At 66.0% G+C, this 22,874-nt stretch carries 17 protein-coding genes and 1 riboswitch; of the genes, 12 read left to right on the top strand and 5 right to left on the bottom strand.

Annotated features, from left to right (window positions below):
• Positions 1-48: 48 nt before the first annotated feature.
• Positions 49-957: a sugar kinase gene (locus tag LGR54_RS18860; RefSeq protein WP_230363520.1), complete on the top strand. Its 909-nt coding sequence runs from the start codon at positions 49-51 to the stop codon at positions 955-957.
• Between the two features lie 194 nt (positions 958-1,151).
• Positions 1,152-2,039: a cation diffusion facilitator family transporter gene (locus tag LGR54_RS18855; RefSeq protein ID WP_230363519.1), complete on the top strand. Its 888-nt coding sequence runs from the start codon at positions 1,152-1,154 to the stop codon at positions 2,037-2,039.
• Between the two features lie 47 nt (positions 2,040-2,086).
• On the opposite strand, the gene LGR54_RS18850 is transcribed toward LGR54_RS18855, so the two are convergent.
• The gene (locus tag LGR54_RS18850) at positions 2,087-3,325 is read right to left on the bottom strand and encodes a lytic murein transglycosylase (RefSeq protein ID WP_230363518.1); all 1,239 of its coding nucleotides are present in this window, start codon (positions 3,323-3,325) and stop codon (positions 2,087-2,089) included.
• Positions 3,326-3,461: 136 nt separating this feature from the next.
• Positions 3,462-3,590: riboswitch (TPP riboswitch) on the top strand.
• Positions 3,591-3,668: 78 nt separating this feature from the next.
• Between LGR54_RS18850 and thiC the strand changes: the two genes are divergently transcribed.
• The 3 genes from thiC (at position 3,669) to LGR54_RS18835 (ending at position 6,779) form a co-directional block, all read left to right on the top strand.
• A complete protein-coding gene (gene thiC, locus LGR54_RS18845) occupies positions 3,669-5,540 on the top strand; it encodes a phosphomethylpyrimidine synthase ThiC (RefSeq protein WP_230363517.1) in 1,872 nt (623 codons plus the stop codon).
• 124 nt (positions 5,541-5,664) lie between these two features.
• Positions 5,665-6,351 carry a DJ-1/PfpI family protein gene (locus LGR54_RS18840; protein ID WP_230363516.1) on the top strand — a complete coding sequence of 229 codons (687 nt, stop codon included), beginning with the start codon at positions 5,665-5,667 and terminating at the stop codon, positions 6,349-6,351.
• The gene (locus tag LGR54_RS18835; protein WP_230363515.1) at positions 6,348-6,779 is read left to right on the top strand and encodes an NUDIX hydrolase; all 432 of its coding nucleotides are present in this window, start codon (positions 6,348-6,350) and stop codon (positions 6,777-6,779) included. Before LGR54_RS18840 ends, LGR54_RS18835 begins: the two co-directional genes overlap by 4 nt.
• A gap of 93 nt (positions 6,780-6,872) precedes the next feature.
• On the opposite strand, the gene oxlT (LGR54_RS18830) is transcribed toward LGR54_RS18835, so the two are convergent.
• Complete coding sequence (gene oxlT, locus LGR54_RS18830) at positions 6,873-8,189, bottom strand: oxalate/formate MFS antiporter (RefSeq protein WP_255607721.1); 1,317 nt, start codon at positions 8,187-8,189, stop codon at positions 6,873-6,875.
• An 859-nt stretch (positions 8,190-9,048) separates the two neighbouring features.
• Positions 9,049-10,347: an oxalate/formate MFS antiporter gene (oxlT, locus tag LGR54_RS18825; protein ID WP_230363514.1), complete on the bottom strand. Its 1,299-nt coding sequence runs from the start codon at positions 10,345-10,347 to the stop codon at positions 9,049-9,051.
• Between the two features lie 444 nt (positions 10,348-10,791).
• Here oxlT (LGR54_RS18825) and LGR54_RS18820 point away from each other — a divergent pair, with 444 nt between their 5' ends.
• The 5 genes from LGR54_RS18820 to frc (LGR54_RS18800) all read left to right on the top strand — a co-directional run bounded on the left by LGR54_RS18820 (position 10,792) and on the right by frc (LGR54_RS18800) (position 17,673).
• Positions 10,792-11,493, top strand: coding sequence for a GntR family transcriptional regulator (locus tag LGR54_RS18820; RefSeq protein WP_230363513.1), 702 nt, complete (start codon positions 10,792-10,794; stop codon positions 11,491-11,493).
• 500 nt (positions 11,494-11,993) lie between these two features.
• Positions 11,994-12,719 carry a GntR family transcriptional regulator gene (locus LGR54_RS18815; RefSeq protein WP_230363512.1) on the top strand — a complete coding sequence of 242 codons (726 nt, stop codon included), beginning with the start codon at positions 11,994-11,996 and terminating at the stop codon, positions 12,717-12,719.
• 262 nt (positions 12,720-12,981) lie between these two features.
• On the top strand, positions 12,982-14,724 hold the full coding sequence (gene oxc, locus LGR54_RS18810) for an oxalyl-CoA decarboxylase (RefSeq protein ID WP_230363511.1): 1,743 nt from the start codon (positions 12,982-12,984) through the stop codon (positions 14,722-14,724).
• A gap of 172 nt (positions 14,725-14,896) precedes the next feature.
• Positions 14,897-16,174 carry a formyl-CoA transferase gene (frc, locus tag LGR54_RS18805; RefSeq protein WP_230363510.1) on the top strand — a complete coding sequence of 426 codons (1,278 nt, stop codon included), beginning with the start codon at positions 14,897-14,899 and terminating at the stop codon, positions 16,172-16,174.
• Between the two features lie 248 nt (positions 16,175-16,422).
• Complete coding sequence (gene frc / locus LGR54_RS18800) at positions 16,423-17,673, top strand: formyl-CoA transferase (RefSeq protein WP_230363509.1); 1,251 nt, start codon at positions 16,423-16,425, stop codon at positions 17,671-17,673.
• 288 nt (positions 17,674-17,961) lie between these two features.
• Here frc (LGR54_RS18800) and LGR54_RS18795 read toward each other — a convergent pair whose 3' ends face one another.
• Positions 17,962-18,753 carry a hypothetical protein gene (locus tag LGR54_RS18795; protein ID WP_230363508.1) on the bottom strand — a complete coding sequence of 264 codons (792 nt, stop codon included), beginning with the start codon at positions 18,751-18,753 and terminating at the stop codon, positions 17,962-17,964.
• An 89-nt stretch (positions 18,754-18,842) separates the two neighbouring features.
• Positions 18,843-19,661: an IclR family transcriptional regulator gene (locus tag LGR54_RS18790; RefSeq protein ID WP_230363507.1), complete on the bottom strand. Its 819-nt coding sequence runs from the start codon at positions 19,659-19,661 to the stop codon at positions 18,843-18,845.
• Between the two features lie 332 nt (positions 19,662-19,993).
• Between LGR54_RS18790 and gcl the strand changes: the two genes are divergently transcribed.
• Positions 19,994-21,760 (top strand): glyoxylate carboligase, encoded by a 1,767-nt coding sequence (gene gcl / locus LGR54_RS18785; RefSeq protein ID WP_230363506.1) that lies wholly within the window; start codon positions 19,994-19,996, stop codon positions 21,758-21,760.
• A 232-nt stretch (positions 21,761-21,992) separates the two neighbouring features.
• Positions 21,993-22,778, top strand: a complete 786-nt coding sequence (gene hyi / locus LGR54_RS18780; protein WP_230363505.1) for a hydroxypyruvate isomerase — start codon at positions 21,993-21,995, stop codon at positions 22,776-22,778.
• Positions 22,779-22,874: the final 96 nt, after the last annotated feature.

Below are 22,874 nucleotides of genomic sequence, written 5' to 3'. Positions count from 1 at the left end.
GAATCTCGGGCGCCCGGCATGGCGCCCCCGCAGCAGGAGGAAGAGTCCATGGCAAAGGTTGTTTCCATCGGCGAGGTCATGGTCGAGTTCTCCCGCGGCGCCGACGCGCGCTACGGGCTCGGCATCGGCGGCGACACCTTCAACACCGCCGTCTATCTCGCCCGCGCCGGCGTCGAGGTCGCCTATGCCACCGCGCTGGGCGACGACCGCTATTCCGAGCAGATCGTCGCCGCCGCCGAAGCGGAGAACATCGGCACCAAGCACATCCTGCGCGCGCCCGGCCGCATGCCCGGCCTCTATGTGATCGACACCGACACCTTCGGCGAGCGCACCTTCAGCTACTGGCGCGACAACGCCCCGGCCCGTGAGCTGTTCGAGCTGCCGGGTTGGGAACGTGTCGCCGAGGCGATCATCGAGGCCCAGTTGGTCTATCTCTCCGGTATCACCCTCTCCATCTACTCCAATGTCGGCCTCGGCCGCCTGCTGGCGACGCTGGAATTCGCCCGCGAGCGCGGCGCCAAGGTGGTGTTCGACGGCAATTACCGCCCGCGCAACTGGCGCGGCGACGTCGCCCGGGCGCGAACCGTCTATGCCCAGGCGTTGAAGCGCTGCACCCTCGCCCTGCCCACCTTCGAGGACGAGGCGATGTTGTGGAGCGACGGCTCGCCCGCCGCCACAGCCGAGCGGCTCTCGACCTTCGGCGTCGGCGAGATCGTGGTGAAGAACGGCGCGGAGGGCGCGCTGGTCGTCTCGGGGGGCACCTCGCAGTTGGTCGCGATCGCCGAGCCGGTGACGCCGGTCGACACCACCGCCGCCGGCGACAGCTTCAACGCCGCCTATCTCGCGGCCCGCCTTGACGGCAAACCGCCGGCGCTGGCGGCGGAAGCCGGCCATGCGCTCGCCGGCCGGGTGATCCAGCATCGCGGCGCCATCCTGCCGCGCACCGCCCATGCCTGATGACCGTCTATGACACTGCAAGCCGCGACATTACCGGACCCAAGCCCGTCACATGACAGCGGCCAAACCTGCTAGCGCGCCTGCTAACGCTCCTGCGAACCAGTTGCAAACCGTTGACCTGACTTGATTTTCGCGCACCGACTGTCTAATCGGACGACCCCGGCGCGCGGGCGTCATCGGAACGGAATGAGCGGATGGAACGGTCCTTGCGGCTGGCGGCCGGCAGTGTGGTCGTCAGCATCGTGGTGCTGGCACTGAAATATGTCGCCTACCGGCTGACCGGCAGCATCGCGCTCTATTCCGACGCGCTGGAGAGCCTGGTCAATGTCAGCACCGCCATCGCCGCGCTGATCGCGCTCAAGGTCAGCGCCCGTCCGGCCGACGCCGCCCATCCCTATGGCTATGCCAAGGCGGAATATTTCTCCGCCGTGGTCGTCGGCGTGCTCATCGTGGTGGCCGCGCTGTCGATCTTCCGCGAGGTGTATTTCGCCTGGGAGGAGCCGCACGTCCTCGACCTGTCGCTCAACGGCCTCGGCGCCAACGCACTGGCCAGTGTCATCAATGCCGTGTGGTGCTGGGTGCTGATCCGCGAAGGCCGGCGCCTGCGCTCCCCCGCGCTGGTGGCCGACGGCAAGCACCTCTTTACCGACGTCATCTCCTCCGCCGCGGTGCTGGCCGGCATCGCCCTCGCCATCGGCACCGGCTTCCAGAAGGCCGACCTCGTCCTCGCCGCGCTGGTGGCGGTGAACATCCTGTGGTCCGGCTACGGCGTGCTGAAGGAAAGCATTGGCGGGCTGATGGATCAGGCGGTGCCGGGCGATACGCTGGCGCGCATCCGTTCACGCATCGCGGAAGAGGCGGTCGGCGCCATCGAGGCGCACGACCTGCGCACGCGCCAGGCCGGACGGCTCACCTTCGTCGACTTCCACCTCGTGGTTCCCGGCGAGATGGCGGTGAGCGAGGCACACGCCATCTGCGACCGCATCGAGGAGGCGCTGCGTAAGGAGGTGCACGACCTCTTCGTCAACATCCATGTCGAGCCGGAGGCGAAAGCCAAGCACGCCGGCATTCCGGTGCTGTAGCCTTCGCCCCGTCGAACGGACACTCTCGCGGGTTCGACCCTCAGCCTTTAGCGCCCAGCCTTCAGCGCGCTGAGCAGTTCCGGCGTCGGGTAGGAATCGGCCGGCAGCCCGAGCCGCTGCTGCTCGACCCTGACCGCCTGCCGGGTCGCCGCGCCGGCGATGCCGTCGACCCGCCCGACATGGTGGCCGCGCGCGTTCAAGAGCCGCTGCAGCTCGACCACCTGCGCCTGCGACAGCACAGGGATCGCCTTGCCCTGCCCACGATTATAAGCCGGCGCACCATCCACTCGCGTGGCGAGATAGGCCGCCGAGGTGGCGTAGGTCAGCGAGTTGTTCCACTCGGTGAACACGTCGAAATTGGGATAGGCGAGGAAAGCCGGCCCCAGCCGCCCCATCGGCAGCAGCACCGAGGCCGGCAGGTTGTCCGCCGGCAACGGCGCGCCATTGGCCCGCGTCACGCCGAACCGCGCCCATTGCGAGCGCGGCAGCTTGGTCGCGAGGTCGGTCTGCTCCCAGGGCAGGTTGGACGGCACGCGCACTTCCTCCAGCCAGGGCTGGCCGCGCCGCCAGCCGAGCGCCTTGATGTAGTTGGCCGCCGAGGCCAGCGCGTCCGGCGTCGAGCGGATCAGGTCGACACGCCCGTCGCCGTCGAAATCGACGCCGTAGTTCCAGTAGTGGTCGGGCAGGAACTGGAATTGCCCGAGCTCGCCGGCCCAAGGCCCGCGCATGGTCTGCGGGGTGAGGTCGCCGCGATCGATGATCTTCAGCGCCGACATGAGCTGGGTGCGGAACACGTCGGCGCGCCGACAGTCCCAGGCCAGCGAGGCGATCGAGCGCAGGCTCGGCTTGTCGCCCATGAAGGCGCCGAAATCGGTCTCCAGCCCCCAGAACGCCACCAGCACCGCGCCCGGCACGCCATATTGCTGCTCGATATGGTCGAACAGTGCCTGGTTCTTCTGGATCAGCGCCCGCCCCTGCTGGATGCGGTAATTCGCGACCATGCGGTCGGAGAACTGGAAGAAGCTCTGCCCGAACACCTTCTGCCCGCGATCGGTGCCGACGATGTCGGGGGCGTAGCTGATGCCGTTCAGCGCCGCCGCGACCGTGCGCGCCGACACGCCCTGCGCGATCGCCTGCTGCTTGAAGCCGGCGAGCCACTGGTCGAAACCGTTGCCATTATTGCCGCAGGCCGCCTGCGCCAGGGCGGCGGCCGGAACGGCGAGCGTCATCGCTGCCGCAGCGGTCAGAGAGGCGAGGCGGTTACGGTTCATCAGCTTCGTGCGCATGGGGGTCCCTGGGAATCCTCGGTGAGTCGGGCCTGCGAATCGCCGCCCTAGAGGCAAGACGTCGACGACATGGCGATGAATGCTAGCAACTCCGGGCGCGGTTGACAGCGCCTGAAACCTGCGTCGACTATACCCGCGTCGTTCCAAGGGGAGCCCCGCGACGGGGCTGAGAGATCGCCAGGGCGGGCCGAGAGGCCGGCCGCCGCGATGACCCTTCGAACCTGATCCGGGTCATGCCGGCGAAGGGATCGGAACCGAAGGGCCTCCCGCATGTCGTGCGGGTCCCTTCCCTCCCCAACGTCATACGCCCGGATCTCCCAACCGCTGGTTCAGGAGATCCATCATGCCGACCAAGAATCCCGACACCCCCAAAGCCCCCGACGGGAAAACCGTCCCCGGTGCCCTCGGCGTCGCCACCGGGCCGATCCCCGGCTCGCGCCGGCTCTATGCGGAATGCCTGGCACGCGGCCTGCGGGTGCCGTTCCGGGAGATCCTGCTCTCGCCCGACGCCGGCGAGCCGAACCTCGCCGTCTACGACGCCTCCGGTCCCTATACCGACGAAACCGCCACCATCGACATCGCCGCCGGCCTCGCCCGCCCGCGCGACGCCTGGGTGCTGGCTCGCGGCGACGTCGAGGCTGGCGCCGGCCGCGCGGTGAAGCCGGAGGACAATGGCAACGTCCCGGATGAGAAGCTCGTCACGCCCTTCCCGCTCCGCCACCGCCCGCTGCGCGCCCGAGGCGGCAACGCCGTCACCCAGATGGCCTATGCGCGGGCCGGCATCGTCACGCCGGAGATGGAATATGTCGCCATTCGCGAGAACGGCCTGCGCGAGCGGCTCGGCGACCTCATCCGCGACGGCGAGGATTTCGGCGCCGCCATACCCGACGTGGTGACGCCGAAATTCGTGCGCGACGAGGTGGCGCGCGGACGCGCTGTCATCCCGGCCAACATAAATCACGGCGAGCTGGAGCCGATGGCGATCGGCCGCAACTTCCTCGTCAAGATCAACGCCAATATCGGCAATTCCGCCGTCACCTCCTCGGTCGCCGAGGAGGTCGACAAGATGGTGTGGGCGATCCGTTGGGGCGCCGACACGGTGATGGACCTCTCCACCGGCCGCAACATCCACAACATCCGCGAATGGATCATCCGCAACGCGCCGGTGCCGATCGGCACCGTGCCGATCTACCAGGCGCTGGAGAAGGTCGGCGGCGTCGCCGAGGACCTCAGCTGGGAGGTGTTCCGCGACACGCTCATCGAGCAGGCAGAGCAGGGCGTCGACTATTTCACCATCCATGCCGGCGTGCGGCTGCCCTATGTGCCGCTCACGGCGAACCGCGTCACCGGCATCGTCTCGCGCGGCGGCTCGATCATGGCGAAGTGGTGCCTCGCCCATCACCGCGAGAGCTTCCTCTATGAGCGTTTCGCTGAAATCTGCGAGATCATGCGCGCTTATGACGTCACCTTCTCGCTCGGCGACGGGCTGCGGCCCGGCTCCATCGCCGACGCCAACGACGCCGCGCAGTTCGCCGAGCTGGAGACGCTGGGCGAGTTGACGCAGATCGCCTGGGCGAACGACTGTCAGGTGATGATCGAGGGGCCCGGCCATGTGCCGATGCACAAGATCAAGGCCAACATGGACAAGCAGCTCAGCCTCTGCGGCGAGGCGCCGTTCTACACGCTCGGGCCGCTGACCACCGACATCGCGCCGGGCTACGACCACATCGCCTCGGCAATCGGCGCGGCGATGATCGGCTGGTTCGGCACCGCCATGCTCTGCTACGTCACCCCGAAGGAGCATCTCGGCCTGCCGAACCGCGACGACGTGAAGACCGGAGTGATCACCTACAAGATCGCCGCCCATGCCGCCGACCTCGCCAAGGGCCATCCGACCGCGCGGGCCTGGGACGACGCGCTGTCGCGCGCCCGATTCGACTTCCGCTGGCAGGACCAGTTCAACCTCGCGCTCGACCCGGACACCGCCACCGCCTTCCACGACGAGACGCTGCCGAAGGAGGCGCACAAGCTGGCTCATTTCTGCTCGATGTGCGGGCCGAAATTCTGCTCGATGAAGATCAGTCAAGAGATTCGGGCGGAGGCTCGCGCGGCGGGGGCTCAGGACAGCCTGGCCAGCGAGGGCATGGCCGAGATGTCCCAGCGCTTCCGCGCCGGCGGTGGCGCGCTCTACCGTCCCCTGCCCGCCGCGGAGTGAACGCCTGAGTGAACGCTGGCGCGCCGGCCGCGACGGTCGGCGCGCCTTGCCGCAGGGCCATATTGACCCGGCGGGCATGCGGATTGAAGAAGGCTGGACATCTCCGGCCGATGCGAGGTCCCCCATGAATGTCGTCATGCTGCTCTACCCCAACCTCACGCAGCTCGATCTCACCGGCCCGTTCGAGGTGTTCGCGCGGTTTGCCGAACTCCGCCGCCATCTGGTGTGGAAAACCCTCGATCCCGTCACCGATAGCGGCGGCCTGCGGCTGCTGCCGAGCGTCAGCTTCGCCGATTGCCCGCCGGCCGACATCCTGTTCGTGCCCGGTGGCCCCGGCCAGCTGGCGCTGATGGAAGATGCCGAGACGCTGGATTTCCTGCGTCGGCAGGCGGCCGGCGCGCAATACGTCACCTCGGTCTGCACGGGATCGCTGGTGCTCGCCGCCGCCGGCCTGCTGGGCGGACGGCGCGCCACCTCGCACTGGCTGTCGCTGGATCAGCTCGCGCTGTTCGGCGCCGAGCCGGTTGCCGAGCGCGTGGTGATGGACGGCAACGTGGTCACCGGCGCCGGCGTCACCTCCGGCATCGACTTCGCGCTGACGCTGACCGCGCACATCTTCGGCCGCGAGCGGGCGGAGCGCGCCCAGCTCGCCATGGAATACGACCCGGCGCCGCCCTTCCCTGGCGGCTCGCCGGCGAGCAGCGATCCTGCCGTCACCGCGCTGATTCGCGCCGAGACCAGCGCCTTCCAGGAGACGCGCCGCGCGGTCGCCCGGCGGGTTGCCGAGACGGCTCGGGACGCTCGCGCATGAGCCCGGTCCGCCCTGTCGCCGCCGTGCTCGCGGTCGTCATCCGCGACGCCCGCCTCCTCTTGGTGCGCCGTGCCAATCCGCCGGACCAGGGGCGCTGGGGCTATCCGGGAGGGCGAATCGAGTGGGGCGAGCCGTTCCGCGACGCCGCGCTGCGCGAGCTGATGGAGGAGACCGGCATCGCCGCCGATTCGCCGGAGCTGATCGACGTGCTCGACTTCATCGAGGCCGATGCGGCCGGGGCGCTCGCGCATCATTTCGCGATGATCGCGGTCGTCTGCCGCTGGCGGTCCGGCGAGGGCGAAGCCGCCGACGACGCGCTGGAGACTGGCTGGTTCACTCTTGCCGAGGTCGAGCGGATGGGCCGCGCCGCCAGCGACAAGGTCGGCCTCATCGCCCGGCGGGCCCTGCGCCTGCCGCCGGCGGACTGAGCCTCCCCAAACGAAAAGGGCCTCCCGAAGGAGGCCCTGCCGTAGCGTGGTGTCGGCGCGGGATTGCCGAGGCGTCCCCGCGCCGGATGCGGATCAGGCGTGCGCCGACGCGGTGCCCGCCGTCGCCACCGGGCCGGTGGAGGACTTGGCGACGTGGTTCGCCAGCGTCTTCGGCAGCAGCGTCACCGCGAGGAAGGCGGCGAACAGGTCCATGGCGGCCACGGTGTAGAGCACGCTCGACCAGGTGCCGGTGGCTTCCATCAGGATGTTGCCGACCGGCACGAACAGCGCGCCGATGCCCTTGGCGCAATAGAGCACGCCGTAGATCTTGCCGATGTGCTTGGTGCCGAAGGCATCGCCGGCCAGCGCCGAGAACAGCGAGTAAACTTCGCCCCAAGCCAGGAACACCACGCCGGACAGGATCAGGAACGCCCACGGATTGTGGCCGAAATAGCCGAGCGCGATGATGCCGACGCCTTCGAGGGAGAAGGCGATCACCATGGTCTTCTCACGGCCGATATGGTCGGAGATCCAGCCGAACAGCGGACGCGAGATACCGTTCATGATGCGGTCGAGCATCAGGGCGAGCGGCAGGGCGGCCATGGTGAAGAAGTACAGGTTGACCTTGAACTCCTTCACGCCGAGGTCCTGCGCGATGACGCCGAGCTGGGCGACCGCCATCATGCCGCCGGTGACGACGCAGGTGAACATGAGGAGCATGAGCCAGAACAGCTTGGTGTTCAGCGCTTCCTTCAGGGTGTAGTCGCGACGGCTCTGGTTGAGCTTCTCGGACGCCTTGACCTGGCCGGCCTTGGGCGACTGGAGGAACCAGGCGGCGACGAAGGCGAGGCCGCCCTGCAGCAGGCCGAAGAAGAAGAAGGTCTCCTGGAAGCCGGCGCTCTCGATCATCGAGGCGATCGGCAGGATGGTGGCGGCCGAGCCGGCGCCGAAGCCACCCGCGGTGAGGCCGACGGCGAGACCGCGGCGATCCGGGAACCACTTCAGGGCGTTGTTGATGCAGGTGGCATAGATGCAGCCGACGCCGATGCCGCCCACCGCCGCGCCGACATAGAAGCCGGTCAGGCTGCCGGCCTGCGAATTGAGCACCCAGGCCGTGCCGATCATGATCGCGCCGAAGGCGACCATCACGCGGGGGCCGAACTTGTCGATGAAGTAGCCTTCAATCGGCGCCAGCCAGGTCTGCACCAGCACGAAGATGGTGAACGCGATCTGGATCGAGGCCCGCTCCCAGCCGAAGGTCTTCTGGATTTCGGGAACGAACAGCGTCCACGCGTACTGGATGTTGGCGGTCGCCACCATGCAGACGATGCCGACGATCAGCTGGAGCCAGCGCCTGCTTTCGGAAAAATCCTTACCCGGCCCGAGGGCCGCAGTGGTTGGGGTAGCCATCGAATTCTCCTTGAACGATTTCTTCCGCTTTAGGGTCCGGCAGGCGCCGGATTTGCTGTTTTTGGACGTCCCGGCCACGCGTGGCCGCCAGGACGACGGAGTCGACCGGATCGCCCGCCGGACATGCCGTCCGGGCGCCGATGCCATGTGCAGGATGTGGCGGGAGGTCGGGACAGCGCCCGGCTCGCCTCGGCGTCTAGCGACGCGAGGTACTGAGCCGACGATGGGGCGCCATTGACGTGGACATGCCCATGAACGTTCTCCTCTCCCGAATGCACCCGCCGTTGACCGGCCTTTTCGGTCGCTCCGTTCTGGCAACGGGCGCCGGCGTTTCTGCTTGGCCGTGGACGGCGCTTGCGTCCTCCCACGGCAACCACCCTTGCGGGGCGGACGATCGTTTCGGATGGTGGCCTCTTTCCTCGCGCCGCACATGACGCAAGGTACCCAGCCAGATCCGTTGAGAGAGCACCATAATCCACAATATTATGTATGCCAATCTCATTTTGACGTTTATGTCGCAGGTATCCGTTCAAGACATTTTCAAATATACTTATCGATATTTAGAATTGAACTGGAATTTATGCGCCGATGTTTTCATATATACGTAGTTATATTGAAATTACATCGAAATACAAATGACGCACTCTAGGTCATTTTCACTGAATAACACGATCAAAGAGACATAACGCAGCGTCATAAAATGGCGACGAATGCCTTCGTTTCGCCTCGATCAACCGCCGCGTCCCCTAACATCAATTTTGAATCGTTCGTGAATGCGTAGGCCTATGGCGCAAACAAAAAGGGCGCGCCTCGCGGCGCGCCCTCAAAGGAAGTGGAGAATCTGTGGTCGGCGGGCCGATCACTCGGCGGCGACGGCCCCAAGCTTGGCAGCCTTGGCTGCTTCGGCATGCGAGCGGCGCAGCGGCTTCAGGATCACCAGCGCCATGATGGCGGCGATGATGTTCAGCGCGGCGGCGGTCACGAACACCGCGTGCCAGCTACCGGTCATGGTGGTCAGGATGCTGGTGAACGGCACGATCAGCGCCGCCGTCCCCTTGGCGGTGTAGAGCAGGCCGGCATTGGTGGTGGCGAACTTGGTACCGAAGGCGTCGCCGCACATCGCCGGGAACAGCGAGTAGATCTCGCCCCAGGCGAAGAAGACGAGGCCGGTCAGGATCACGAACAGCACCGGGTTGGAGCCGAACACCGACAGCGCGTAGATGCCGACGCCCTCGATGGCGAAGGCGAGGAACATGGTGTTCTCACGGCCGATATGGTCGGACACCCAGCCGAAGAACGGACGGGTCAGGCCGTTCAGCACGCGGTCGATGGCGGCGGCGAAGGTAAGCGCCGGCAGGGTGATGCCGATCAGGCTGACCGGGATGTCGGCGATGCCGAAATCCTTGGCGATCGGGCCGAGCTGGGCAGTCGCCATCAGGCCGCCGGCGGCCATCATGACGAACATCGCGTACATCACCCAGAACAGCGGGGTGGTGAGCATCTCCTTGGGCGAGAAGTCGCGAGCGCTCTGGGCGACCTTGGAGGCGACGTTCACGGCGAAGGCAGCGATCTGCTCCTTCTTCGGCGCCAGCAGGAACAGGGCGAGCACGGTGATGACGATGCCCTGGCCGATACCGAAATACAGGAACGCCGCCTCGTAGCCCTGATTCTTGATCATGTTCTGGATCGGGATGACGGTCAGCGCCGAGCCCGCGCCGAAGCCGGCGGCGGTGATGCCGGCGGCGAGGCCGCGACGATCCGGGAACCACTTCAGCGAGTTACCAACGCAGGTACCGTAGACCGCGCCGGCGCCGACGCCGCCGACGGCCGCGCCGACATAGAGCATGGTCAGCGAAGCGGCATAGGCGTTGATGACCCAGGCGAGGCCGCACATGACGCCGCCGAACAGCACCACGACGCGCGGGCCGTACTTGTCGACGAACCAGCCCTCGACCGGCACCAGCCAGGTCTCGGTCACGATGAAGATGGAGAAGGCTACCTGGATGGCGGCCCGATCCCAGCCGTGACGCTCCTGGATCGGGTTCACAAAGAACGTCCAGCCGTACTGCATGTTGGCGATCATGCACATGCAGATCACACCGAACACGAGCTGCAGCCAGCGCGTCTTACTGAGAGATGACGTAACGGCAGTTGTCATGGCTTCCTCGAACGTTTCCAAACGTAATGGCTCGGCTGAACACCGTCTTATTGTTGGTTCTTCCGTATAGTCCGGGCCGCGAACGCCACGTGAGCTGACGGATCGGAAGCACGTATACTACGGATTTTTGGTTATGCAAAATTTTGCATACCAGCAATGCGCAATTTTTTTCTCTAGGTAATGACGCAACGTAATCTTCCCTAAGGTAATTACTTAACGTCAACTTATTCCACCTTGCCCCGCGAAGCGCCCATGCTGGGCAAGCGAACACCATTCCCTCCGCTCCGGGAGGCGGCGAGGCGCGCATTGCATCGGTGGCCTGTGGTATACGATGATCCAGCGCGACCATTTTTCTGCAGGATTCGCGCCCCGGCAGCGGTCTCGACACCAATGCCGCCCCGTTCCGCCCGGAACGGCCGCACAATCGTAGACGAGGGAACCGCCGTGGAAGCCGCCGACACTCAAGCCCGCCTCAACATCACGCCCCTCGCCGCCAATACCAGCCTGCGCGCCCTCGCCTACGACGCCATCAAGAAGGCGATCACCGAGATGGATCTCTACGGGCAGGACAACGAGATCAGGCTCGATGAGCGGCAGCTGTCGCAGGACCTCGGGGTCAGTCGCACGCCGATCCGCGAGGCTCTCACCGTGCTGGAGCAGGAGGGCTTCGTGCGCTCGGTGCCGCGGCGCGGCATCTTCGTGGTGCGCAAGTCCAAGCGCGAGATCATCGACATGATCATCGTCTGGGCGGCGCTGGAGAGCATGGCCGCCCGGCTCGCCGCCACCCGCGCCAGCGACCGCGACCTTGCCGAACTGCGCGACGTGTTCCACGACTTCGAGGCCGAGGCGCCGGCCGACCACATGAACGAGTATTCCGACGCCAATATCCGCTTCCACCAGACCATCATCCGGCTGTCCGGCTGCGAGATGATCGGCGAGATGACGGCGAATCTGTTCATCCACATCCGCGGCATCCGCGCCGTATCGATGCGGCAGGAGAATCGCTCCGAGCGCTCGCTGCAGGAACACCGCGCGATCATCGCCGCGCTCGTCGGCCGCGACGCCGACCTCGCCGAGCGGCTGGTACGCGAGCACACGCTCGGCCTCGCCGCCCATGTGGAAAAGCACGGCAAGTTCCTGACCTGACCCCTTTTGGGGACGCCACGCCACCGCCGCCGCTCCGCAGACTTGCTCGCCATGCTCCGGCAGAGGCGCAAAACGGTATCATTGGGTAGAAAACTGCCGGAAGGGCAGGACCTCGCGCAGCGTCTCCTCTCAGCTTCGTGAAGACCGCCCGCTACCCGCGCCGCCAGCTTCCGGAGCGCCTGGAACCTCGCGAGCGAAAGCCCGGAACTCCGCCATTTCCGGCCCGGCGCCCGCCCTGCGCGCGAACATTTCGCCTCTCGCGACAGCAAAGTGTTCAGCCGCTCTCGCCATACGACTTCCGTCGTGGTATATTGCATACGCAACGATGGAACGCAGGATGCCAAAGCCTCTTAGAAGGCTGATCCATCGAGACAAATGGTTATGGGACGAGAAGCGCCGCGGCCTCCGCGGAGACCGGGATCGCCGATTGACATGCTGGTATTTGGTATGCCAAATTTCGAAGAAATCCACGGCGGGCTCGTCCCGGTGAGGGTTTTCTCGTGAATACAAAGGCAGCTTTGAACAAGAGATGGCAGAGCGGCGACAATGGCTTGGCTATTGAGCGCCTGCCGGCGAAGGAGAGCTTCAAGAGCAGGGCTTATGCCGCTCTGAAGGAAGCCATCACTCACATGAACATCTACGGCTCGGAAGAGCCGCTGCTGCTCGATGAGCGAGACATTTCGGAGCGTCTTGGCGCGAGCCGCACGCCGATCCGCGAGGCGGTGGCGATGCTTGAGCAGGAGGGCCTGCTCAAGGCGGTGCCGAGGCGGGGTATTTTGGTGGTTCGCCGCACCAAGGCCGAGATCATCGAGATGATCGAGGCCTGGGCGGCGCTGGAAAGCATGGCGGCTCGCCTCGCGGCATCTCGCGCGAGCGATGAGGCGATCGCCGAATTGAGGGCGTTTTTCAAGGAGTTCGATCTCAACCGGATCGAGCGCGAACGGTGCGACGAATATTCGACCGCGAATATCGCGTTCCACCAGGCGCTGATCCGGCTGAGCGGCTCCTCTCTTCTCGCGGCGATGACGGACAACCTGTTCTTCCATGTTCGGGCCATCCGCCATCGCACGATCTTCGAGATGGACCGGGCGCAACGTTCGGCGTCCGACCATCTCGAAATCATCCAGGCTATCGAGGCGCGGGACGCAGACCGCGCCGAGCGTTTGGTCCGTGACCACACGCTCCGGCTGGCGAGGCATGTCGAGAGCCACGTGAACCTTGACTAGAGCGGCGGACCGGCCACGGCTGGTTCGCTGACGGGACATGTCGAAGACATGGGACGTGAAGGCATGGGTAAGGAAGCGATGCACGCGAAACGCAGGCCGGCAGGTTCGCCGGTTGCAGATCGCCTGCCGGAAGACCGCCGCCGGGATGGCGCGGTCCGACGACGACGCTCCCTCATCCGGCCCGGCCCTGGCTCCGATGGGCCCCAGGCTCTGGTGATGATCTTCAGAAACGGTGCAGACAAGATTTCCGGGAGGAAGCAGGATGTCCGCAGTAGCACAAGTAATTGATACGAATTCGGCCCCCGAGACCGAAGTGGAGCTGACGGACGGCTTCCACCTCGTCATCGACGCGCTGAAACTCAACGGCATCGACACCATCTACGGCGTGCCGGGCATCCCGATCACCGACCTCGGCCGCATGGCGCAGGCCGAAGGCATCCGGGTCATCTCGTTCCGCCACGAGCAGAACGCCGGCAACGCCGCCGCGATCGCGGGCTTCCTCACCAAGAAGCCCGGCATCTGCCTCACCGTCTCGGCCCCCGGCTTCCTCAACGGCCTGACCGCGCTGGCGAATGCCACTACCAACTGCTTCCCGATGATCCTCATCTCCGGCTCGTCCGAGCGTGAGATCGTCGACCTGCAGCAGGGCGACTACGAGGAGATGGACCAGCTGGCCATCGCCAAGCCGCTCTGTAAGGCCGCCTTCCGCGTGCTGCACGCCGCCGACATCGGCATCGGTGTCGCCCGCGCCATCCGCGCCGCGGTGTCCGGCCGTCCGGGCGGCGTCTATCTCGACCTGCCGGCCAAGCTGTTCTCCCAGGTGATGGACGCCGAAGCCGGCACCAAGTCGCTGGTGAAGGTCATCGACGCGGCTCCCGAGCAGCTGCCCGCCCCGTCGGCGGTCGAGCGCGCTCTCGAGGTGCTGAAGTCGGCCAAGAAGCCGCTGATCATCCTCGGCAAGGGCGCCGCCTATGCCCAGGCCGACGAGACCATCCGCGAGTTCGTCGAGACCTCCGGCATTCCGTTCCTGCCGATGTCGATGGCCAAGGGCCTGCTGCCCGACACCCATCCGCTGTCGGCCGGCGCCGCCCGCTCGACCGTCCTGAAGGACTCGGACGTCGTCCTGCTCGTCGGCGCCCGCCTCAACTGGCTGCTGTCGCACGGCAAGGGCAAGACCTGGGGCGACGCCCCGAAGAAGTTCATCCAGATCGACATCGAGCCGAAGGAAATGGACTCCAACGTCGAGATCGTGGCGCCGCTGGTCGGCGACATCGGCTCGGTAGTCTCCGCCCTGCTCGACGGCGTGAAGGCCGGCTGGACCGCTCCTTCCGACGCGTGGATCGGCGAGATCAAGGCGCGCAAGGAAGTGAACATCGCCAAGATGTCGCAGCGCCTGCTCAAGAACTCCACCCCGATGGACTTCCACTCGGCGCTCGGCGCGCTGAAGCAGGTGATCAAGGAGCGTCCCGACGCGATCCTGGTCAACGAAGGCGCCAACACGCTCGACCTCGCCCGTGGCGTGATCGACATGTACCAGCCGCGCAAGCGCCTGGACGTCGGCACCTGGGGCGTGATGGGCATCGGCATGGGCTTCGCGATCGCCGCGGCGGTCGAGTCCGGCAAGCCGGTGCTGGCGGTCGAGGGTGACTCGGCCTTCGGCTTCTCCGGCATGGAGGTGGAGACGATCTGCCGCTACAACCTGCCGGTCTGCATCGTCGTCTTCAACAATAACGGCATCTATCGCGGTCTCGACACCGACCCGACCGGCCGTGATCCCGGCACCACCGTCTTCGTCAAGGACTCGCGCTACGACAAGATGATGGAGGCCTTCGGCGGCGTCGGCTACAACGCCACGACCCCGGACGAGCTGAAGCGCTTCGTCGACGAGGCGATGAACTCCGGTCGCCCGACCCTCATCAATGCGGTCATCGATCCGGCGGCCGGCAGCGAGAGCGGCAATATCGGCAGCCTCAATCCGCAGAGCGTCGTCAAGAAGAAGAGCTGACACGACTAACGCCCTTTCGAGCCATGCGGGTCCTGGCTCGGAAGGGTGACGGCACGATCAAGATGGACGGCGGGCGGCCAATGGGGATTCAATCCCTGGCCGCCCCTCGCCTCCCCCAAAAAACGACAGCATCGGCGCAAAAGCCGGGCACCATATTTGGAGAGGGAACCTCATGGGCAAGGCACTGGACGGCGTCCGCATCCTCGATTTCACCCATGTTCAATCCGGCCCGACCTGCACGCAGCTGCTGGCCTGGTTCGGCGCCGACGTCATCAAGGTGGAACGTCCCGGCGAAGGCGACGTGACGCGCGCGCAGCTGCGCGACGTCCCGAATGCGGACAGCCTGTATTTCACCATGCTGAACTCGAACAAGCGTTCGATCACGCTGGACACCAAGAATCCCGAGGGCAAGAAGGTCCTTGAGGAGCTGGTGAAGATCTGTGACGTGATGGTCGAGAACTTCGCCCCCGGCGCGCTCGATCGCATGGGCTTCACCTGGGAGCGCATCCAGGAACTCAATCCGCGCATCATTCTTGCCTCGGTGAAAGGCTTCGGCCCCGGCCCGTTCGAAGACTGCAAGGTCTACGAGAACGTTGCCCAGTGCACCGGCGGCTCCGCCTCCACCACCGGCTTCCGCGACGGTCTGCCGCTCGTGACCGCGGCGCAGATTGGCGATTCCGGCACCGGCCTGCATCTGGCCCTCGGCATCGTCACCGCGCTGTATCAGCGCACCCTGACCGGCCGCGGCCAGAAGGTGCTGTGCGCCATGCAGGACGCGGTGCTGAACTTCTGCCGCGTCAAGCTGCGCGACCAGCAGCGCCTCGACCGGGGTCCGCTCCGCGAATACAGCCAGTTCGGCGAAGGGATCCCCTTCGGCGACGCGGTGCCGCGCGCGGGCAACGATTCCGGTGGCGGGCAGCCGGGGCGGATTCTGCGCTGCAAGGGTTGGGAGACCGATCCCAACGCCTATATCTATTTCATCACCCAGGCGCCGGTCTGGGCCAAGATCTGTGACGTCATCCACGAGCCCGAGTGGAAGACCGACCCGAGCTATGCGACGCCGGCGGCACGCCTGCCGCATCTCAACGAGATCTTCACCCGCATCGAGGCGTGGACCATGGCCCACACCAAGTTCGAGGCGATGGAGATTCTCAATCAGTATGACATTCCCTGCGGGCCGGTGCTCTCGATGAAGGAGATCGCCGAGGATCGTTCGCTCTATGAGACCGGCACGCTGGTCGAGATCGATCATCCCTCGCGCGGCGCCTACCTGACCGTCGGCAACCCGATCAAGCTGTCGGACAACGACGTGCCGGTCGAGCGTTCGCCGCTGCTGGGCGAGCACACCGAAGAGATCCTGGCGCAGGTGCTCGGCTTTGACGCCGATCGCATCGATGCCGTGAAGGCGTCCGGCGCGGTGGGCGAGCCGGTGCGACAGGCCGCCGAATAGGCGGGAGAGAATTGGCGCGGAGCTCCCCGGCTCCGCGCCGCAAGACCTGAGGTGGCAAAAGAAGTCGTGAACGGTCGGATGTCCGTAATTCCGATGTCGAACACCACCTGGGACGTGTTCCGCCGGTTCGCCGGAGGAAACGGGGAGACGGAGGCTCCTGATACCTGCGCGGGTAGGAGCTTAGTTCTACGGCACGCTCGGGAGAGCCGTCGTGCCGAACGAAACCGAATGAAGGGAAGTCGACAACGATGTCTAAGCCGCTTGAAGGTATAAAGATCATCGATTTCACCCACGTCCAGGCGGGTCCCGCCTGCACCCAGCTTCTCGCCTGGTTCGGCGCCGACGTGATCAAGGTCGAGCGCCCCGGCGCGGGCGACGTCACGCGCAGCCAGCTGCGTCATGTGAAGGACGCCGACGCGCTGTACTTCACCATGCTGAATTCCAACAAGCGCTCCCTGACCCTCGACACCAAGACCCCCCAGGGCAAGGAAGTGCTGACCAAGCTCATCAAAGAGTCGGACGTCATGGTCGAGAATTTCGGCCCCGGCGCGCTCGATCGCATGGGCTTCACCTGGGCGCACATCCAGGAGCTGAACCCGGGCATGATCCTCGCCTCGGTGAAGGGCTTCTCGGAAGGCCACGCCTATGAAGACCTGAAGGTGTACGAGAACGTCGCGCAGTGCGCTGGCGGCGCTGCCTCCACCACCGGCTTCTGGGATGGCCCGCCGACCGTGTCGGCCGCCGCGCTCGGTGACTCGAACACCGGCATGCACCTCGCCATCGGCATCCTCACGGCGCTGCACGGGAAGAGCAAGACCGGCAAGGGCCAGAAGGTCGCCGTGTCCATGCAGGATTCGGTGCTGAACCTCTGCCGCGTGAAGCTGCGCGACCAGCAGCGCCTCGACGCCCTCGGCTATCTGGAAGAGTATCCCCAGTACCCGCATGGCGAGTTCTCGGACGTGGTTCCGCGCGGCGGCAACGCCGGCGGCGGTGGCCAGCCGGGCTGGGTGCTGAAGTGTAAGGGCTGGGAGACCGACCCGAACGCCTACATCTACTTCACGGTGCAGGGTCATGCCTGGGCGCCGATCTGCAAGGCGCTCAACAAGCCCGAGTGGATCGACGATGCGGCCTACAACACCGCCGAAGCCCGCCAGGACAAGATCTTCGACATCTTCGCCTTCATCGAGAACTGGCTGTCGGACAAGACCAAGTTCGAAGCCATCGACATCCTGCGCAAGTTCGACATCCCCTGCGCGCCGGTGCTGTCGATGAAGGAGATCGCCAACGACCCGTCGCTGCGCAAGAGCGGCACCGTGGTCGAGGTGGATCACCCGAAGCTCGGCAAGTACCTGACCGTCGGCTCGCCGATCAAGTTCTCGGACGTCGAGGTCGACATCACCGCCTCGCCGCTGCTCGGCCAGCACACCAATGAAGTGCTCGCCGATCTCGGCTACTCGCAGGAAGAGATTTCCGCCCTGCACGACGCCAAGGCGGTCTGACGCTTCACGGTTTTCCGTGAGCGTCTCGGCCGGCGGCACCCTGCCCCGGCCGTCTTGAGGATCGGCGGTGCGCGCGCCCTTGGCGCCGCGCCGCCCGCGAGCCTCCCGGAGCGGAACGCTCTGGCGACTGCATCGGCCGGATCTTATCCGGTCCGAGGTAGCCACCTGACGTTCGGTTCCTCCTAGGCGACTGAGCCGGCGCACCCCGGAGAGCGGGGGCGCCGGCTTATTTTTTGGCGGCCTCCCCGCTGGTGCGCGCCGACGCGGCGTCGAGGCCGGCAGGCGCCCTCAAAAGACCGGCAATGTCGCCGGCGACGCGATCGGCGCCCGGGTCGGCGTGGCATGGGGAAAGCGTAGCTCGACCGCGCCGCCCGCCGGACCATAGGCCGAGAGGGTGGCGCCGCACTCGATCACCGAGGCTGGCTGCGGCTCCAGCGTATAGAGGAAGCACGCCGGCAGAACCGAAGGCAGTCCCCGTCGCCCGAGGGCCGCGAAACCGCTGGGTATGAAGGCCTTCTCCCGCTCCGGTGCCGCGAAGGTGGCCGGCGCGATGGACGAGGAGCCGGCGGCGGAACGCCGGCTCACCGGAAACGCCTCCCAACGATGCACCACGGTGGACGCCTCGCTGACCGTCGCGAACGGCAGGGGCCGGGAAGGCGCCGACGACCGGGCCGGTGATACCGGTAGAACCCCCATGGCCTCGACGGTCGGCACCATGGTGGAGGCCGTCCAGTCGGCGGCCGGCATGGCCAACTCGGCCACCTCCCGGCACTCCGTCACCGAGAGGCGCTCGTCGTGCCGCTCCACGCTCAATCCTGCCACCGGCCAAAGATAATCGAGCCATTCCGCGAACAATTCCTCGCGGCGGCGGCAGGCCGGATGCAGCCAGGACGATCGGAGATAGCTCACGCCCTCCACCGGCTCGACCGGCGTGCCGATCTCCTCGACCGCCACCGCCACCACTCCGCCGAGGACGAGATAGGCCGTACGGTCCCTCCCTCCCCTGGCCAGATGCAGCCCCATGCGCCATTCCGGCGCCGCGTCGAATATCTCGGGGTCGGGCACGCGCCAGAGCTTCATCGCACGTCTCGTTGGTTGTTAAAACAACACAACATCACCTATGGTTGCAACATAGGCAACCGGTACGTGCTTCCGCTCCAGCGAAATCGTCACGATCCCGAATAGCGATGGGTCAGGCGCTGCGCCGCCTCGCGCACGCGGGCACCGAGATCGGCGATTCGCTCCGGCGGCATACGCACCGTCGGCGCCGAAATGGAGATCGCCCCGACCGGCTCGCGCCATTCGTCGAGCACCGCCGCGGCGACGCAGCGCATGCCCGGCGTGTGCTCCTCGTCGTCGATGGAATAGCCGCGCTCGGCGAGCTCGGCGAGGTCGGCCTGCAAGGCGCGCCGGCTGACATGCGTGTGCTCGGTGAACCGCTGCAGCTGGTCGCCGCCGAGCCAGGCCCGCCGCGCCTCCGGGTTCATCGCCGAAAGAATCGCCTTGCCTCCGCCCGAGGCGTGGATGGGCAGCGCCCCGCCGATGCGGAAGAAAGCGCGCACCGCGGCATGGCTTTCCACCTGCGCGACGCAGATCAGATGCGGCCCGTCGATCATCGACAGATTGACGGTCTCTCCCACGCTCCCGGACAGCTCGCGCAGCAGCATGCGGGAAATCTCCGGTAGCTTCCGGATTCGCAGATAGGCCGACCCGATACGGAACAGGCCGAGCCCCACCATCCATTGTCCGGTGGCCGGATCGTTGCCGACCAGGCCCCGGCGGTCGAGCGTGGCGAGCAGCCGATGCACGGTGGAGGTCGGCAGTTCAGCGCGGCGCGCGAGTTCGCTCAGCGTCATGCCGTCGGACAGCGCCAGCACCTCCAGCAGCGAGATCGCGCGGTCCAGCGATTGCACCTCGCCGCCGCTCTCCGCCGTCCCGGAATTGGACGGACGCCCGCGACGACGAATGCTGGTTACGGCCTCGCTCATGTCATCCTCCGCAAGCGACGGCACGGCGGCAGCCGTCTTCCTCTGGGTCGCATTCCCATAAAGGCGCAACTCCGAATTTTTCGCAAATCAGAAATATATCCCGTATTGCGGAAATGGGAGACCCATGGCATGTTTTCCGCGATTTCGGAAATTCATTCCGCAGCGCGGAAATAATGCTGCCTCGCAGCATTGCCGGCGAAGGACTGAAGAGGAACCGACACCAAGGAAACCGACCCTTCGGCGCTTTCTGTTGCCGGCCCCGCATCGGCGGGGCGTGGCCTGCGCGGAAGGGTCGTCTGTCATGTCGCCGAAGGTGGCGAGGAGGAAATGCCATGGCCAAGATGCGTGCCGTCGATGCTGCTATCCGCATTCTCGAGAAGGAAGGCGTGACCACCGCCTTCGGCGTGCCGGGCGCCGCGATCAATCCGCTCTATTCCGCCATGCGCGCCCACGGGAAGACCCGGCACGTCCTCGCTCGCCATGTCGAGGCCGCCTCGCATATGGCCGAAGGCTACACCCGCGCCAAGGCCGGCAATATCGGCGTCTGCATCGGCACCTCCGGCCCGGCCGGCACCGACATGATCACCGGCCTCTATTCCGCCGCCGCGGATTCGATCCCGATCCTGTGCATCACCGGCCAGGCTCCCCGCGCGCGCCTCTACAAGGAGGACTTCCAGGCGGTCGACATCGAGTCCATCGCCAAGCCGGTCGCCAAGTGGGCCGTGATGGTCCGCGAGCCGGCGCTGGTGCCGATGGTGTTCCAGCAGGCGTTTCACGTCATGCGCTCCGGCCGGCCCGGCCCGGTGCTGATCGACCTGCCGATCGACGTCCAACTCGCCGAGATCGAGTTCGACGAGGACACCTATTCGCCGCTCGAGGTCTACAAGCCGAAGCTGACGCGCAAGCAGGCCGAGAAGGCCATCGCCATGCTGAACGAGGCGGACAAGCCGCTCATCGTCTCTGGCGGCGGCATCATCAATGCGGACGCGTCCGACCTGCTGGTCGAGTTCGCCGAGCTCACCGGCGTTCCGGTCATCCCGACCCTGATGGCCTGGGGCACCATCCCCGACGACCACGACCTGATGGCCGGCATGTGCGGTCTGCAGACCTCGCACCGCTACGGCAACGCCAACGTGCTGGCGTCGGACTTCGTGTTCGGCATCGGCAACCGCTGGGCGAACCGCCACACCGGCTCGGTCGACGTCTACACCAAGGGCCGCAAGTTCATCCATGTCGACATCGAGCCGACCCAGATCGGCCGCGTCTTCGGCCCGGATCTCGGCATCGTCTCCGATGCCAAGGCGGCGCTGGAGCTCTTCATCGAGGTGGCCAAGGAGTACAAGGCCGCCGGCAAGCTGAAGGACCGCTCCGCCTGGGCGAAGGAATGCCTCGACCGCAAGAAGACCATGCTGCGCAAGACGCATTTCGACAACGTGCCGCTCAAGCCGCAGCGCGTCTATGAGGAGATGAACGAGGCGTTCGGCCGCGACACCCGCTACGTCTCGACCATCGGCCTCTCCCAGATCGCCGGCGCGCAGATGCTGCACGTCTACAAGCCGCGCAACTGGATCAATTGCGGCCAGGCCGGCCCGCTCGGCTGGACGCTGCCCGCCGCCCTCGGCGTGCGCGCGGCCGATCCGGATGCCGAAATCGTCGCGCTCTCGGGCGACTACGATTTCCAGTTCCTCATCGAGGAGTTGGCGGTCGGCGCCCAGCACAAGCTGCCCTACATCCACGTCGTCGTGAACAACTCCTATCTGGGCCTGATCCGTCAGGCGCAGCGCGGCTTCAACATGGACTTCGAGGTCTCGCTCGCCTTCGACAACATCAATGCCGAGGAGAATGCCGGCTACGGCGTCGATCACGTCGCGGTGGCGGAAGGCCTCGGCTGCAAGGCGGTGCGTGTCTCCTCGCCCAACGAGTTCAAGGATGCCTTCACCCGCGCCAAGGCGCTGATGAAGGAGCACCAGGTGCCGGTGGTGATGGAGTTCATCCTCGAGCGCGTCACCAACATCGCCATGGGCGTGGAGATCGACGCGGTCAACGAGTTCGAAGAAGTGCTCGACCTGCCGCTGGAAGGCGCCAAGGAAAACGCGTGAGCGTTCGGTGTTGGGGGGCTTACCGCCCCCTGACGACCGGTGCGGGCGAATGCCCGCGCCCCCGGCGTGCCTCCCGCGGCTAAGGGGGCGGGCGCGCCGCGATGCCGAGCCGGTCGCGGCTTAGAGCCGGCCCGCGTCAAATGATTGAAACAAAAACGTTTTCTTATCGCCCGGACGATCACGCCCGAGCGCAAGTAGCTCAAAAAATCCTGTCCCTGCCTAGGAGCGGTCCATGCCCCGTTTTGCCGCCAATCTCACCATGCTCTTCAACGAGGTGCCCTTTCTCGATCGCTTCGAGAAGGCAGCGAGCGCCGGCTTCACCGGCGTCGAGTATCTCTTCCCCTATGACTTCCCGGTGGAAGAGCTGGTCGCGAAGCTGAAGGCCAACAATCTGACGCAGGTGCTGCACAATCTGCCGGCCGGCAATTGGGGCGGCGGCGAGCGTGGCATCGCCATCTTCCCCGAGCGCGTCGACGAGTTCCGCGCCGGCGTCGACAAGGCGATCAGCTACGCCACCGCGCTCGGCTGCCCGCAGGTGAACATCCTCGCCGGCATCGTCCCTGCCGGGGCCGATCGCGAGATCCTGCACAACACCTTCGTGAACAACCTGAAATACGCCGCGCCGCGCATCAAGGACGCCGGCCTGAAGCTGCTGATCGAGCCGATCAACACCCGCGACATCCCCGGCTTCTTCCTCAACTATACGAAGCAGGCCAAGGCGATCATCGAGGAAGTCGGCTCCGACAACCTGTTCATCCAGTACGACATCTATCACATGCAGATCATGGAGGGCGATCTCGCCCGCACCATCGAGGCGAACCTCGCCCAGATCGCCCATGTGCAGCTCGCCGACAATCCCGGCCGCAACGAGCCCGGCACCGGCGAGATCAATTACGGCTTCCTGTTCAAGCATCTCGACGCCATCGGCTACACCGGCTGGGTCGGCTGCGAATACAAGCCGAAGGGCGACACCGCCGCCGGCCTCGGCTGGATCTCCGCCCTCACCGGCGCCGCCTGATCAACCCTCATTCGAAGTCTAGGACGCGAGGAAAAGAACAATGGCTAACGTAGGATTTGTCGGTCTGGGTATCATGGGCGCGCCGATGGCGGGGCA

The sequence above is a fragment of the Ancylobacter sp. Lp-2 genome (genome assembly GCF_020523795.1).
Classification (GTDB): domain Bacteria; phylum Pseudomonadota; class Alphaproteobacteria; order Rhizobiales; family Xanthobacteraceae; genus Ancylobacter.
Note: the sequence above shows the minus strand (reverse complement) of the source record. Positions and strands in the feature narration are given on the sequence as shown.